Here is a 14,142-nt window from a genome sequence, read left to right as displayed (position 1 = left end):
AAGGCAATCGGCCGGCCCTCGAACAATCGGATCAGCGACGGTGTTCGGGATTATGCGGTGACGGTCGTTCGCGAACGCTATGTGGACTTTGGTCCGACCTTGGCAGCCGAGAAGCTGGCCGAGCGCGATGGGTTGCGGGTGTCGCGCGAGACGCTGCGCCAATGGATGTCGGACGACGGCCTCTGGCTGTCGCGCAAGCAGCGGCGGACGTTTCATCAGCCACGCTTGCGACGCGAGGCCTATGGCGAGCTGGTGCAGATCGACGGGTCGGAGCATCGTTGGTTTGAGGATCGCGGGCCGCCGTGCTCGCTACTGGTGTTCGTCGATGATGCGACGGGCAGGTTGATGCAGTTGCGGTTTGTGCGCTCGGAAAGCGCCTTCACCTACTTTGAAGCGCTGGCGCTTTACCTTGAGCATCATGGGGCACCTGTCGCCTTTTATTCCGACAAGCATTCGGTGTTTCGGGTGGCGAAGAAGGATGCCAGGGGTGGCCAGGGCATGACGCAGTTCGGGCGTGCACTCTCAGAGCTAAACATCGAGATTCTTTGCGCAAACTCCAGTCAGGCCAAAGGTCGCGTCGAGCGGATGAACCGGACGCTGCAAGATCGCCTGGTCAAGGAATTACGGCTGGCGGGTATCGACGACATGGAGGCTGGCAATAGGTTTTTGCCGGGCTTCATAGAGCACTACAATGCGCGGTTTGCGATCGTCCCTGCCCGACCCGATGACCTGCACCGCCCGCTGAATCTCGCCCCGGATCGGTTGCGCGACGTCCTGTGCAAACGTGAGCAGCGCTATGTTGGATCGCAGCTGACGTTTTCGTTCGAGCGCCAGCGGATCATGCTCGAGGAGACCGAGGTGACACGCGGCTTGGCTGGTCGCTATGTCGAGACCTATGCCTATGCCGATGGTCGATTGGATGTGCGGTGGAAAGGCCATTCCCTGCCCTACCAGATGTTCGATAAGGACCAGCGGGTGACGCATGCGGCGATCACCGAGAACAAGCGGCTCGGTGATGTCCTGGCCTATATCAAGGAACGCCAGGAGCAGCAGACGCAGCCGGCGGTGAAGACGAACAGCGAGAAGAATGGCTACAAACCGCGTGGCCGCAAGCCGGGCAAGCGGACGGATTTCATGAACGATCCGGTGGTGATTGCTCGGCGCGAGCAGGCCCTGTCCCGACTTGATGCTGCGGAATGATCCCCTGACCGAGCTCTCAAAGCTAAAGCCGAAGGAGTGCTCCCCACCCGCCCCGATCTGATCTTGCAACCGGATCAGCCGGTCAGATCGGGGCTGGTCGCTGTGCAGTAGGGCAGCTCAAGTGACATTTCTACTTTGCGCCAAAGCGGACAGTTCAACCTGGCCGCCACATTGNGGAGTGCTCCCCCCCCGCCCCGATCTGATCTTGCAACCGGATCAGCCGGTCAGATCGGGGCTGGTCGCTGTGCAGTAGGGCAGCTCAAGTGACATTTCTACTTTGCGCCAAAGCGGACAGTTCAACCTGGCCGCCACATTGTGTGTAGCCGGGCGGGTTCCATTTTCAAATGCAACATGCCAATCGATTCCACCCTCACCACTTTGTCGAACGCAATGAGCCGATGCAAATGAAGCAGTCTGGTGCGGGTCTCACCTTCGCCCCGTTCAGCTTATGCCGTTTCGACCTCGGCGCGATTCGCCATATAGGCCGACGGACTGGGCGCGCTTTTCATCATCGTTTTTCGCCAGGCTTCCTGCTCGGCATTGATCAGAGCCAGTTCCCAAACACAGGCAACAACAGGTCTCCGTACGGTGTCCAAGGGTTCAGCAGCCGAATAAAGCTTCCGATAGATATGCTGGCAAAGAACCGAACCCTGTATCCACCAATGGGCCGAGATGGAGATACCAAGGGTGCCGGCATGAACGATCACAAAGCCCATGCCGTTGCTATCACCTTCATCCGTGACACGCGGCAAGACGTCATGTCGGATGAAGGACTGCGCCAACGCCACCATCGGCCCATCGATTTCCTTGCCATCGGCAACGAGGCCATAGGCCTTGAGCTTGAGACCGCCGATGTCCCATTCACCCAAATTCAAAACAGGACGCGGCTGGTAGATTTCGATTGTCTTCGCGCTCATCGCAATCGCTCCATACGGGCATTTCGAGGCAATCATCACTGCAGGTTACAGGATCACCATATGTTCAGGTCGCCGCGCCCCACAACAGGCTCGCCCCCGAGCCAAGCAAGAGCGCGAGCCAAGGCGACGGCCGCGATGTGGCGGCAGGGTCCAACTCGGTCTTTGTGCTCGCCACACACCATGCCGCCGATACATGCGATCACAGTCGCGTTGAAGGCAATCCCGCGCCAACTCTCCCCGAAAACGTCGCTTGCCAGCAGGAGCGCCCCCGGCCAAATATCACCAATTTATGATATTTAAAGTAATATACATAAACTGTGATATAAGTGATTGAATTTGAACACATGTATTGTCTTGCGTGCGTTGCGAAGACGCCTAAAGAGACTGGCGCCTCCGTTTCCAAAGCGCACCGCTGTCCTATGCTCTTTGGAAGCTGGCTGCATGGAGATCGGCGATGTTCAGGACCTTTGCCATTGCCCTCGGACTGACGACCCAACTTTTCACTGCAAGTGCGGTCCGCGCCGATGAACCTGTCGATACCGCGCGCGCGATCATTCAGGAGCAGATCGCAGCCTTTCTGCATGATGATGCAGAAACCGCCTATTTCTTCGCCTCACCGGCGGTCCGCGGCAAGTTTCCCGACAAGACCACATTCTTCGACATGGTCAAACGCGGCTACCAGCCCGTCTACCGGCCCGGCAACTTCGCCTTTGGCCGGTCGAAGGTCGTCGGCGATCAGGTCCTGCAGGAGGTGTTGATCTCGGCCCCTGATGGCAAGGACTGGACGGCAATCTACCAACTGGTGAAGCAACCGGACGGGAGCTACAAGATCAACGGCGTCATGATGCTGCAGGCAGCACCGGGGCCGGCGATCTAGGCCCTGCACAAAGCGCCAAGCGTCCTCCAACCGTCAGACCGGCGGAAGGTCCCCTCGCCGCCAGGTTTCCTGGGTTTCCGCCATGAAGTCGGCGAAGCGACCTTCGTCGATCGCCAGACGGATGCCGGCCATGAGCTCCTGGTAATAGGCCAGGTTATTCCAGCTCAAGAGCATGCCGCCGAGCGACTCGTTCGAACGGATCAAGTGATGCAGATAGGCGCGCGAATAGTCGCGCGCCGCCGGGCACGAGGATTCTTCGTCGAGTGGGCGCATGTCTTCGGCGTGCCGCGCATTGCGCAGGTTGATGCGGCCATGACGCGTGAACGCGAGGCCATGGCGCCCCGAGCGGGTCGGCATCACGCAGTCGAACATGTCGATGCCCTCGGCCACCGACCGCAGGATATCATCGGGCGTGCCGACCCCCATGAGGTAACGCGGCTTGTCCACCGGCATGATCGGGCAGGTAATGTCGAGCATGCGCAGCATCACTTCCTGCGGCTCGCCGACGGCCAGACCGCCGACAGCGTAGCCCTTGAGATCGAGCCCCTTCAGCGCCTCGGCCGAGCGTTCGCGCAGCTTTGGAATGTCGCCGCCCTGCACGATACCGAACATCGCCTTGCCTGGCTGGTCGCCGAAGGCCACCTTGCAACGCTCTGCCCAGCGCAGCGACATTTCCATCGCGCGCTCGATTTCCTTGGGCTCGGCCGGCAGCGCCACGCATTCGTCGAGCTGCATCTGGATATCGCTGTCGAGCAGGCCCTGGATCTCGATCGACCGTTCCGGCGACATGTGGAAGAGCGCGCCGTCGACATGGCTCTTGAAAGTGACGCCCTGCTCGTCGAGCTTGCGAAGGCCCGCAAGCGACATGACCTGGAAGCCGCCGCTGTCTGTAAGGATCGGTCCCTGCCAACGGATCAGGCCGTGCAGACCGCCGAGCCGTGCGACGCGCTCGGCGCCGGGGCGTAGCATCAGGTGGTAGGTATTGCCGAGAATGATGTCGGCGCCGAGATCCTTCACTTGGTCGAGATACATCGCCTTGACCGTGCCGACCGTGCCAACCGGCATGAAGGCCGGCGTGCGGATCGTGCCGCGCGGCATGGACACTTCGCCGCGACGGGCCTTGCCGTCGGTCTTGTGAAGCTTGAACTGGAAGGTCTCGGTCATCTAGTCTTTCCGGAAAAGCAGGCTGGCGTCGCCATAGGAATAGAAGCGGTAGCCGGTTTCGATCGCATGTGCGTAAGCCGCGCGCATAGTTTCCAGGCCTGAGAAGGCCGAAACCAGCATGAACAGCGTCGATTTCGGCAGATGGAAATTGGTCATCAGCATGTCGACGGCGCGAAAGCGGTAGCCGGGCGTGATGAAGATGCCGGTCGGCCCGGACCACGGCTTGACGATACCCTCTGCCGAGGTCGCGCTTTCGATCAGCCGGAGCGAAGTCGTGCCGACGCAGACGATGCGGCCACCTCTCGCCTTCACGGCGTTCAGCCGCTCGGCGGTGCGGGCGTCGACGTGGCCGATCTCCTGGTGCATCACATGGTCGTCGGTGTCGTCGGCCTTGACCGGCAGGAACGTGCCCGCCCCGACATGCAGCGTCACAAAATGCCGTTCGATGCCGGCCTCGTCGAGCTTGGTGAAGAGACGGTCGGTGAAGTGCAGTCCGGCGGTGGGCGCGGCTACGGCGCCCTCCTCCCGGGCATACATCGTCTGGTAATCGGCGCGATCCTGGGCGTCCTCGGCGCGCTTGGAGGCGATGTAGGGCGGCAGGGGAATGTGGCCGACCGCCATGATCGCCTCGTCGAGCGACGGGCCCGAGAGGTCGAAGCGCAGCGTCACCTCGCCGGCATCGCCCTTTTCCTCGACCGTCGCGTCGAGTGTGCCCAGCAGGCAACTCGAACCGCCATGGCCGAAGGCGATGCGGTCGCCGACCTTGAGGCGCCGCGCCGGGCGGGCAAAAGCCTTCCAGCAATCGGGTGCCGTGCGCATGTGCAGCGTCAGCGAAACCGGTGTGGTGATCTCCTCGCCGCGGCGGCGGATGCCTTCCAGTTGCGCCGGGATCACCTTGGTGTCGTTGAAGACCAGTGCGTCGCCTTCCCTGAGGAACGACGGCAGATCGAGCACACCCTTGTCGGACAGAACTTCCGCGCCATCAGGGCGAACGACAAGCATGCGGGCGCTGTCGCGCGGGCTTGCGGGCCGAAGCGCAATCGAGGTTTCCGGAAGGTCGAAGTCGAACAGGTCTACGCGCATTGTTATCTTCAGACAAAAGCAAACCCGCCCCGGCGCAGTTGGCGACCGGGGCGGGTCCGTGCATTAGCGCAAATCAGGCGTCTGCGGCAACCCGCATCGTGACGATCGAGTCGGGATCGCGCACCGGTTCGCCGCGCTTGATCTTGTCGACATTGTCCATGCCTTCGATGACCTGACCCCAAACGGAGTACTGCTTGTTGAGCCAGGGGGCATCGGTGAAGCAGATGAAGAACTGCGAGTTTGCCGAGTTCGGCATCTGGCTGCGGGCCATCGAGCAGGTGCCGCGAACGTGGCTGACGTTCGAGAATTCGGCCTTCAGATCCGGCTTGGAGGAGCCGCCCATGCCGGCACGCGCCGGGTTGAAGTGCTCGCCGCCGGTCTTGCCGTACTGAACGTCGCCGGTCTGCGCCATGAAGTCCTCGATCACGCGGTGGAATACCACGCCGTCATAGGCACCTTCGCGAGCCAGTTCCTTGATGCGGGCGACATGACCCGGAGCGACGTCAGGCAGAAGCTCGATGACGATCTTGCCCTTGGTGGTCTCCATGATGATCGTGTTTTCCGGATCCTTGATCTCGGCCATGGGTTTTCTCCTTCTGTTGACTTTACTTGCCGACCTTGACGTTGATCATGCGGTCGGGATCGGTGACGGAGCCGTTGTTGGCATCGTCGCCGAGCTTGATCTTGTCGACGTTCTCCATACCCGAAACGACCTTGCCGACGACCGTGTATTGGCCGTTCAGGAAGTCGCCCGGAGCGAACATGATGAAGAACTGCGAGTTGGCGCTGTTCGGATCCTGCGAGCGCGCCATGCCGACCGTGCCGCGTTCGAACGGAACGTCGGAGAACTCGGCCGGCAGATCCGGCTTCGACGAGCCGCCGGTGCCGGCAGCCTGTGGCTGGTAGCCGTTTTCCATATCGCCATACTGCACGTCGCCGGTCTGGGCCATGAAGCCCTTGATTACGCGATGGAAGGCAACGTTGTCATACTCGCCGGCGGCGGCAAGCGCCTTGATCTGCTCGACATGCTTCGGGGCAATGTCCGGACGCAGTTCAACGACGACCGGCCCATCCTTGAGCGTGATCGTGATGAAGTTGTCGGCCGATTGTGCGATCGCCGTTCCCGTCCAGGAGGCAAGCGCAAGGGCGCCGGCAAAAGCGAGGTGGAGGATTTTCATGGTTTCTCCCTGCGTGGTGTAAAGAGGGCCGCGCCTCAAGCGCGGCGTTTGGCCTGCAGTGCTTGGTAAACTGCCGCGGGCACGAAGGCGCTGACGTCACCGCCCATGGCCGCGATCTGGCGGACCAATGTGGCCGTAATGGGCCGCGACGCCGTGCCTGCGGGCAAGAATAGCGTCTGGATGTCGGGGGCCATCTGCCGGTTCATGCCGGCCATCTGCATTTCGTAGTCGAGGTCCGTGCCGTCGCGAAGCCCGCGCACAAGCAGTTTCGCGCCGCGCGCGCGTGCCGCGTCGACGACCAGATTGTCGAAGGCGACGACGTCGATATCGCCGGCCCGGTCGGGCAGGAATTCCTGAAGCGAGCGACGGATGAGTTCGGCGCGTTCATCAAAGGTAAAAAGCGGCGCCTTCCCCGGGTGGATGCCGATTGCGACGATGACCTTCGCCGCCACGTTCAGCGCCTGCACGAGTACGTCGAGGTGGCCGTTCGTCATCGGATCGAAGGAGCCGGGATAAAATGCCGTGGTCATCGCACCTGTTTCCGTTTGGTGAAGCCTTTTGTCACGGACGGCGACGGATCGCAAGAGTTGTGCCGATGGCTAGAGCTGTTCCCTGGGAAACAGCGGGACAGAAAGAATGAATGCTAAATGAATGCCATGTTCAACGGTGCTTCACACGCAGAACGCTAGTGTAGCGCAGTAAACAACGGAACTTTTCGAACGTACTGCCGTTTAGGATGCGAAAGGATTACGGCTATGGGACTTGCTCTGTTTTCGATGGCGATGTTTTTCGCGATGCTGTTTGCGACGATACATGGACTTCGCAATGAGTCCCGTGCCCGGCGCGAGCAATTCGTGACCCAGAAGATCTTCCGTTGATGGAGGGCGTCATGGCCACCCTGTTTATGATCGCGGCAGCGGTCATCAGTTTCGTTTTTTTGATCGATTTTGCCCGGACGATACGCGACCTCCAGCGCGATCGCCAGGGTTCGGAGCGGCTTGACGGTTTCAACGTCTAGCGGTTTCGAGGCTTCGTAATCGAAGCTTGGTAGTAGGCGACGCCGTTCCCTTCCCCTGAGGCGGTCGCCATTGTAAGCCGGACGGCATCCCCTGCCCGTCCGGCTTTTTCTTTGCCCGCAGCCTGGAGCCTATCGCTAAATCGCGGTGTGCCTCGGGGGCGTGGTCGAAATCGCGCCGATCATCCGGAAGAAGCGCCAGTTCAAAAGCACGGCGGCTGCCGCGAGCCCGAGGACGAAGCCGAACCAGACGCCCATGCCGCCGAAGTTGAACGGAAAGGCGAAGGCCCAGGCGCAGACGAAGCCGATCGGCCAATAGGAGATCAACGCCAGCAGCATCGGCACCTTGGTGTCCTTCAACCCGCGCAGCATGCCGGCGGCGATCGCCTGCATGCCGTCGACGAGCTGGAAGGCGCCGGCAATGACGATGAGCGGCGCGGCGAAGGCCAGTACTGCCGCGGCATCCGGGCGGTTGGTGTCGAGATAAAGGGCGGCGAGATGGCTCGGGAACAGGGCAAAGATCGCGCTCCCGACGACGGCAAAGCCCGCACCGAGCACGAGTGATGCAACCGCCGCGCGCCGGACGCCCAGCATGTCGTTTCGGCCGTAGGCAAGGCCGACACGCACCGTGGCGGCTTGCGCGAGCCCGAGCGGGATCATGAAGGCGAGTGAGGCGAACTGCAGGGCGATGCCGTGCGCGGCAAGTTCAATCGTGCCGATCGTGCCCATCAGCAGCGAAGCGACGGTGAAGAGGCTCACTTCGGCAAGGATCGTCAGCGAGATCGGAATGCCGAGAGACACGACCTCCCAGAACGCCGTCCAGTCAGGCCGCCAGAATCGGACGAACAGTTCGTACTGGTTGAGCTCAGGCTTGCTCTTGATGTAGCCGATCGTCAGCGCCGCGCCGAGCAACGCAACGCCGAGCGCCGCTACCGCTGCACCGAAGATGCCGAGCTGCGGGAAGCCGAAATGGCCGAAGATCAGCACGTAACAAAGAGCGGCATTGAGTACGAGAGTCGCCAGCGTCACGTAGAGAATGATTCCTGCCCGCTCGAGGCCGCTCAAGAAGGCTCTGAGCACCATGAAAATCAGGCCGGGAAAGATCGCCCACTGGGCGATGCGGATGTATTCCCCTGCAAGGGCTGCGACCTCGGGTTGCTGACCGGCGAAAAGCAGGATCGGTTCGGCCATCCAGAGCACCGGCGCCGTCAGCACCCCGTAGAGCAGCACGACCCACATGCCCATGCGCACGGAGCGGCGCACCGAAACCTTGTCGCCTCGACCAACGGCTTGGGCTGCCATCGGAACCACCGCGTTGGCAAAGCCGTTCCCGAAAACATAGACGGTGAAATACATCTGCGTCGCAAGAATGATCGCCGCGAGTTCGGTGGCGCCGAGCTTGCCCACCATCAGGACGTCCGTCGTGTTGATCGCGAGCTGGGCGAGCTGGGCGCCGATAAAGGGCACGCCGAGATAGAAGATCGCGCGATAATGCATCCGCCAGGAGTTGTCGGTCGTCAACGGCTTCGGGCTCGCATTCGCGGTCAGCATGGCAGATTCCTGGCGGTCGATGCGGCCTCGGCCGCAACTAAAGGTCGGAGGGAGGAAAACCGGAGATAGAATACCCCCGGGCAAAGAGCCAGCCGCAAGGGCGAGGTTGCTCAAACTTTCATCGATAGATCACGAAAATTGATCAATTTCCGTGCATTCTTGGCTGTTCGATCCCTTCAGCCTCTTCCGCTGCTGCAACCGCAGCCGGCTCGATAGCCTCCTCCAGCCCTTGCGGTCCTACCGCCCTGCTTCTGGGTATCTTCAACAGGAACACGACGAGCGCGCCGACGAGGAAGCAACTCGCGAGCGCATAGGGCGCACCGGCGAAGGCGACGGGAGCGCTAGGGCTGGTGAAATAGCCGAAAGCCTGGGTGAAGACCGGCGGGCCGATGATCGTGGTGATGCTGCCGATGCTGGTCAGCGCGCCCTGAAGTTCTCCCTGTGCCGATGGCGGCACGTGGGCGGCAGCGATACTGCGCAATGGCGGATCTGCGAGGCTTTCGATCGCGGTTGCGATGATCACCGCATAGATCATCCACCCCTGCCAGGCACCCGCATAGCCGATGGCGCCAAGGGTGGTGAAGGTCAGTCCCAGTACCGCCGTCCGCCACTCGCCAAGCCGTGGCACGACGCGCGGCAGTATGACGGCCATGACGAACGCGCCGCCGATGCCGAAGATACCGAGAGATAGCCCGATCTGCCCCTCGCTCCAGCCATAGCGGTAGTTGGATACGAAGGACCAGACCGCCGGATAGACGGAGTGGGCGAGCCAGAAGAGAAAGAAGACGAGCCCAACCCAGCCGATGCCTGGGTAGTTGCGCATCTGCTTGAGGGCGCCGAGCGGATTGGCGCGCTTCCACTCGAAGCGACGGCGATTGGCGCGATCCAGCGTCTCGGGCAGCAGAAATACGCCGAGAATGAAATTGACGAAGGAGAGCGCCGCGGCACCGTAGAACGGCACGCGTGGCCCCAATTCGCCGAGCAGACCGCCAAGCACCGGGCCGAGGGCGAAGCCGGTCCCGAAGGCGATGCCGATCAGCCCAAAATTCTTGCCGCGGTTTCCGTCATGGCTGATGTCGGCGATATAGGCCGATGCGGTGCCGAAACTTGCACCGCTGATGCCGGCGAGCACACGGCCGATGAACAGCATCCAATAGCTGGTGGCGAGCGCACAGATCAGATTGTCGAGTGCGAAGGTGAAGACCGATGCGAGCAGCACCGGACGGCGGCCGAATCGGTCGCTGAGGTTGCCGATCAGCGGCGCGAAGAGAAACTGCATCGCCGCATAAACGAGCAGCAGCCAACCACCGTCGATTGCCGCTTCGCTGATATCGGAGCCGGTCAGTTCCTCCAGATAGGTCGGCAGCACTGGAACGATGATCGCAATGCCGATGATATCCAGGAACAGGATGAGGAAGACGAGGAACAGGCCGCGTCGCACAAACTTCTCGTCGCGCATGCGATCCCTTCCCCCGAGCGGCCTGCCCCGGGATGCGGGACAGAACGTGAACAACGCTACCAATTTAGGTGTAACGGATCATTTCGCGCGAAACAATCCGTGAACGTCTCAAATTATTTGATGGGACTATCGCAATGGTTGAAGTGACGGGTGACGTGCATCTGCCTTCACCCGTTGTCGCGCCGCTGTTCAAGCTTCAAGAAATCCACGAAGGCGCGCAGCGGCGTCGGCATATGCCTGCGGCTCGCATAGTAGAGAAACGGTCCGGAAAAACTCGTCGTCCAGTCTTCAAGAATGGGCCGGAGCCGTCCTGCCGCGATGGCCGGGGCGACGAACTCCTCGAAGGTCCGGATGATGCCAAGCCCGTCAAGGGCAGCGCCGAGTTCGAGGTCGATCGTATTGGCGGTCACGACGGCAGGAGGCGCGATCGTCAGCGCCGCCTCCCCTTCACCGAACTCCCAGGGAAGAGAAATGCCGCTGGCGAAACGGTGGCGAATACAGCCATGGTCAAGCAGATCGCGTGGATGTTGGGGCACGCCGTGCCTGGCGAGATAATCCGGTGCCGCCGCGGTGACGTAGCGTTGCCGGCTCGGCCCGATCGGTATGGCGATCATGTCGCGCTCGACCCGTTCCTCATAGCGAACGCCAGCGTCGAAACCCGCCGCCAGAACGTCGACGAACCCATCTTCCGCCGTCACTTCCAAGGAGATTGCCGGATGCTTGCTGAGGAAGCGGCCGACGATCGGTGGTAGGATTTCGCGGGCAACGATGGTCGGGACATTCAGTTTCAGCGTTCCCGCCGGACTGTCGCGCATCTCGTTGACCTGATCGAGCGCGCCGGCAATCTCGCCGAGCGCCGGCGTCAGCCGATCCAGCAACCGCATGCCCGCCTCCGTCAGTGTCACGCTGCGGGTCGTGCGGTTGAGCAGGCGCACTTGCAGCTTGGCTTCGAGCCGTCGCAGCGCCTCGCTCAGCGACGACGCGGAAACGCCGCGCTTCTTGGCAGCGGCGCGGAAGCTGCGCGTCGCGGCAACGGCGGTAAAGGCATCGAGATCTGCAAGCGGCAGGTCGTTCATTGTGCGGAATTTCGTACAAGTCGTTCGATTGAGGTCGGATTATCGCACGACGCCAAAGGAAGTAAACAAGAGACCGATCAACGGCCGGCGGATTTCGGCCATGTCGAAGGAGAACGAGAATGGATTACGTTTCACTCGGAAAGACCGGCCCCTCGGTGTCGGCGCTCGGACTCGGCTGCATGGGCATGTCCGGCATGTACGGCCCGGCCGACCGTGCCGAAAGCATCGCCACCATCCACGCCGCGCTGGAGGCCGGCATCACGCTGCTCGATACCGGTGACTTCTATGGTATGGGCCACAACGAGATGCTGATCGGCGAGGCGCTGAAGGGCGGTAGGCGCGACAAGGCGCTGTTGAGTGTGAAGTTCGGCGCATTGCGCGATGCTGCGGGCAACTGGGCTGGCTATGATTGCCGGCCGAAGGCGGTTCGCAACTTTCTCGCCTATACGCTGCAGCGGCTTGGCGTCGATCATATCGACATCTATCGTCCCTCAAGGCTCGATCCCGACGTTCCGATCGAAGATACCATTGGTGCGATCGCTGACATGGTGAAGGCTGGATATGTCCGCCATATCGGCCTCTCCGAGGTTGGGCCCGAGACCATCCGCCGCGCCGCTGCCGTCCACCCGATCTCGGATCTGCAGATCGAGTATTCGCTGATTTCACGCGGCATAGAGAGCGAGATCCTGCCGACCTGCCGCGCTCTCGGTATCGGCGTCACCGCCTATGGCGTGCTGTCGCGCGGCCTGATCAGTGGCCACTGGCAGAAAGGCGCGGCTGGCAAGGGCGATTTCCGCGCCATGAGCCCGCGGTTCCAGGAGGGCAACATCGACAAGAACCTCGCCCTCGTCGAAGCGCTGAGGCAGGTCGCTGAAGAGAAGGGCGTTTCGGTGGCTCAGATCGCGATTGCCTGGGTAGCCGCCCAGGGCAAGGACATCGTGCCGTTGATCGGTGCACGCCGGCGCGACCGCTTGGCGGAAGCCCTCGCGTCGCGCGATGTCGATCTCAGTGCCGGCGATCTGGCGGTGATCGAACAGGCGGTTCCGAAAGATGCCGCCTCGGGCGCCCGCTATCCCGAGGCCCAACTCGCCCATATGGACAGCGAACGCTGACCCGACAAACGAAAGGGCCGGCAATCGTGCCGGCCCTGACGGTTTTCTTGTTTAGAAGCGGCTAGACGGCGCCCGATAAGGTATCGCAGGCCGACATCTTGCCGCTGTCGAAGCCACGCTTGAACCAGCGCATGCGCTGTTCGGAGGTGCCGTGGTTGAAACTCTCCGGAACGACGTAGCCCTGCATCCGCTTCTGCAGCGTGTCGTCGCCGATCTGGGTGGCGGCGTTCAGCGCCTCTTCGAGGTCGCCTTGCGAGAGCAGGCCCTTCTGCTCGGTAAATTTGCCCCAGACGCCGGCGAAGCAATCGGCCTGCAGTTCGACACGCACCGACATCTGATTGGCTTCGGTTTCGCTCATCGACTGGCGCATCTGGTTGAATTTCGGCAAGACGCCGATCAGGTTCTGGACGTGGTGGCCGACCTCGTGCGCAACCACATAAGCCTGGGCGAAGTCGCCGGATGCATCGAACTTCTGGGCGAGTTCATCGAAGAAGCTCATGTCGAGATAGACCTTGTGGTCTCCCGGGCAATAGAACGGCCCGGAGGCGGCAGACGCGAAGCCGCAGGCGGAGCGCACTTGGCCGCGGAAGAGCACCATCTTGGGCTCTTCGTACTGTTTGCCGCTCGCCTGGAAAATGCCGTTCCAGGTATCCTCGGTCTCGGCGAGCACGGTCGCCATGAAAGACTTCATTTCCTCTTCCTGGGCCGAACCGCGCGGTGCCGGCGAGCCGTCACTCTGCTCGAAACCGGGCAACTGTACCTGACCGCCGCCACCTTCCAGCACCTGCAGCATGTCGATGCCCATGGCCTTGAGGATAAAGTAGAGGATGACGAGGAAGATGATCGTTCCGAAGCTCATGCCGCCGCCGGCGCGCCGCATACCGCCTCCGCCGCCCGGCATGCGGAAACCACCGCCGCGCCCGAACGGATTGCCGCCACCCGGGCTCGCGCCGCGCTGGTCTTCGATGTTTTCGGATTGGCGGCGGCCTTTCCATTCCATGATCTGTCCTCCCAGCCTCTGTAAAAAGGGCGTTGTCGGTTTGCTCTTTTATAAGATGCGCCCAACGTCGTTGTAAAACGCAATCGCCGCCCGTAAGTTCGCGATCTGGCCAAACTTTTTGCTGCGGCTGCTAGCTCGCGCTACGGATATCGGCAGCGAAAACTCCGCCGGCTGAAGTCTGCTCCGCTCTCCTTGACATAAAGTCGCTTTGCCGCTCCTAAGCCACCCGCAGAGCGGGACGAGGCGGAGCCTTCGTGAAGGCGTTGCGGCTTGAAGGAATCGGTCGCCTCGGCGTGGAAGAAGTGCACAAGCCCCGGCCCGATCCGCACGACCTGCTCGTCCGGGTCGAAGCCGCCAGTGCGCGCCGTCGGCGCCTGACGCTTTGGCGCGGTTTTAGTGCCGCCGAGCGAGCGATAAAGCAGAGGACGCGCAAATATGCCGGCTTCTTGTCGATTCCGGTATTTTCGGGGTTTCGCTTGCAGATACATTTGCCTATAAGCCGCTTCTAGC

15 protein-coding genes are annotated in these 14,142 nt (G+C 61.7%); 5 read left to right on the top strand and 10 right to left on the bottom strand.

Features of this window, described 5'->3' with window-relative positions:
• The coding region (locus ASE60_RS11440; protein WP_057250359.1) for an ISNCY family transposase at positions 1-1,200 on the top strand (1,200 nt) is incomplete at its 5' end.
• Between the two features lie 446 nt (positions 1,201-1,646).
• Here the strand turns inward: ASE60_RS11440 and ASE60_RS11435 are convergent.
• On the bottom strand, positions 1,647-2,117 hold the full coding sequence (locus ASE60_RS11435; RefSeq protein ID WP_057250318.1) for a hypothetical protein: 471 nt from the start codon (positions 2,115-2,117) through the stop codon (positions 1,647-1,649).
• Positions 2,118-2,571: 454 nt separating this feature from the next.
• Here ASE60_RS11435 and ASE60_RS11430 point away from each other — a divergent pair, with 454 nt between their 5' ends.
• Positions 2,572-2,994: a DUF4864 domain-containing protein gene (locus ASE60_RS11430; RefSeq protein ID WP_057250316.1), complete on the top strand. Its 423-nt coding sequence runs from the start codon at positions 2,572-2,574 to the stop codon at positions 2,992-2,994.
• Between the two features lie 33 nt (positions 2,995-3,027).
• Here the strand turns inward: ASE60_RS11430 and tgt are convergent, their stop codons facing one another.
• From tgt to coaD, 5 genes are all read right to left on the bottom strand, one after another.
• The gene (gene tgt / locus ASE60_RS11425; protein WP_057250314.1) at positions 3,028-4,158 is read right to left on the bottom strand and encodes a tRNA guanosine(34) transglycosylase Tgt; all 1,131 of its coding nucleotides are present in this window, start codon (positions 4,156-4,158) and stop codon (positions 3,028-3,030) included.
• Entirely contained in the window at positions 4,159-5,241 is a 1,083-nt protein-coding gene (gene queA, locus ASE60_RS11420) for a tRNA preQ1(34) S-adenosylmethionine ribosyltransferase-isomerase QueA (protein WP_057250312.1), read from the bottom strand.
• A 73-nt stretch (positions 5,242-5,314) separates the two neighbouring features.
• Positions 5,315-5,824, bottom strand: a complete 510-nt coding sequence (locus ASE60_RS11415) for a peptidylprolyl isomerase (protein ID WP_057250311.1) — start codon at positions 5,822-5,824, stop codon at positions 5,315-5,317.
• Positions 5,825-5,846: 22 nt separating this feature from the next.
• Positions 5,847-6,419, bottom strand: a complete 573-nt coding sequence (locus ASE60_RS11410) for a peptidylprolyl isomerase (protein ID WP_057250310.1) — start codon at positions 6,417-6,419, stop codon at positions 5,847-5,849.
• A 35-nt stretch (positions 6,420-6,454) separates the two neighbouring features.
• The gene (coaD, locus tag ASE60_RS11405) at positions 6,455-6,949 is read right to left on the bottom strand and encodes a pantetheine-phosphate adenylyltransferase (RefSeq protein ID WP_057250308.1); all 495 of its coding nucleotides are present in this window, start codon (positions 6,947-6,949) and stop codon (positions 6,455-6,457) included.
• A 359-nt stretch (positions 6,950-7,308) separates the two neighbouring features.
• Between coaD and ASE60_RS36040 the strand changes: the two genes are divergently transcribed.
• Positions 7,309-7,437: a hypothetical protein gene (locus ASE60_RS36040; protein WP_255571450.1), complete on the top strand. Its 129-nt coding sequence runs from the start codon at positions 7,309-7,311 to the stop codon at positions 7,435-7,437.
• A 135-nt stretch (positions 7,438-7,572) separates the two neighbouring features.
• Here the strand turns inward: ASE60_RS36040 and ASE60_RS11400 are convergent, their stop codons facing one another.
• From ASE60_RS11400 to ASE60_RS11390, 3 genes are all read right to left on the bottom strand, one after another.
• A complete protein-coding gene (locus ASE60_RS11400) occupies positions 7,573-8,985 on the bottom strand; it encodes an MATE family efflux transporter (protein WP_057250306.1) in 1,413 nt (470 codons plus the stop codon).
• Between the two features lie 142 nt (positions 8,986-9,127).
• A complete protein-coding gene (locus tag ASE60_RS11395; RefSeq protein WP_057250304.1) occupies positions 9,128-10,444 on the bottom strand; it encodes a TCR/Tet family MFS transporter in 1,317 nt (438 codons plus the stop codon).
• Between the two features lie 167 nt (positions 10,445-10,611).
• Positions 10,612-11,520 carry a LysR family transcriptional regulator gene (locus ASE60_RS11390; RefSeq protein WP_057250302.1) on the bottom strand — a complete coding sequence of 303 codons (909 nt, stop codon included), beginning with the start codon at positions 11,518-11,520 and terminating at the stop codon, positions 10,612-10,614.
• 119 nt (positions 11,521-11,639) lie between these two features.
• On the opposite strand from ASE60_RS11390, the gene ASE60_RS11385 reads away from it, so the two are divergent.
• Positions 11,640-12,632, top strand: a complete 993-nt coding sequence (locus ASE60_RS11385; RefSeq protein ID WP_057250300.1) for an aldo/keto reductase — start codon at positions 11,640-11,642, stop codon at positions 12,630-12,632.
• A 61-nt stretch (positions 12,633-12,693) separates the two neighbouring features.
• On the opposite strand, the gene ASE60_RS11380 is transcribed toward ASE60_RS11385, so the two are convergent.
• A complete protein-coding gene (locus ASE60_RS11380; protein ID WP_057250299.1) occupies positions 12,694-13,632 on the bottom strand; it encodes a neutral zinc metallopeptidase in 939 nt (312 codons plus the stop codon).
• Between the two features lie 254 nt (positions 13,633-13,886).
• Between ASE60_RS11380 and ASE60_RS11375 the strand changes: the two genes are divergently transcribed.
• Positions 13,887-14,141 carry a hypothetical protein gene (locus ASE60_RS11375; RefSeq protein ID WP_057250297.1) on the top strand — a complete coding sequence of 85 codons (255 nt, stop codon included), beginning with the start codon at positions 13,887-13,889 and terminating at the stop codon, positions 14,139-14,141.
• Position 14,142 lies beyond the last annotated feature (1 nt).

The organism is Ensifer sp. Root278 (assembly GCF_001429285.1).
Lineage (GTDB): Bacteria > Pseudomonadota > Alphaproteobacteria > Rhizobiales > Rhizobiaceae > Ensifer.
This window is presented reverse-complemented; position numbering and strand designations above follow the sequence as displayed.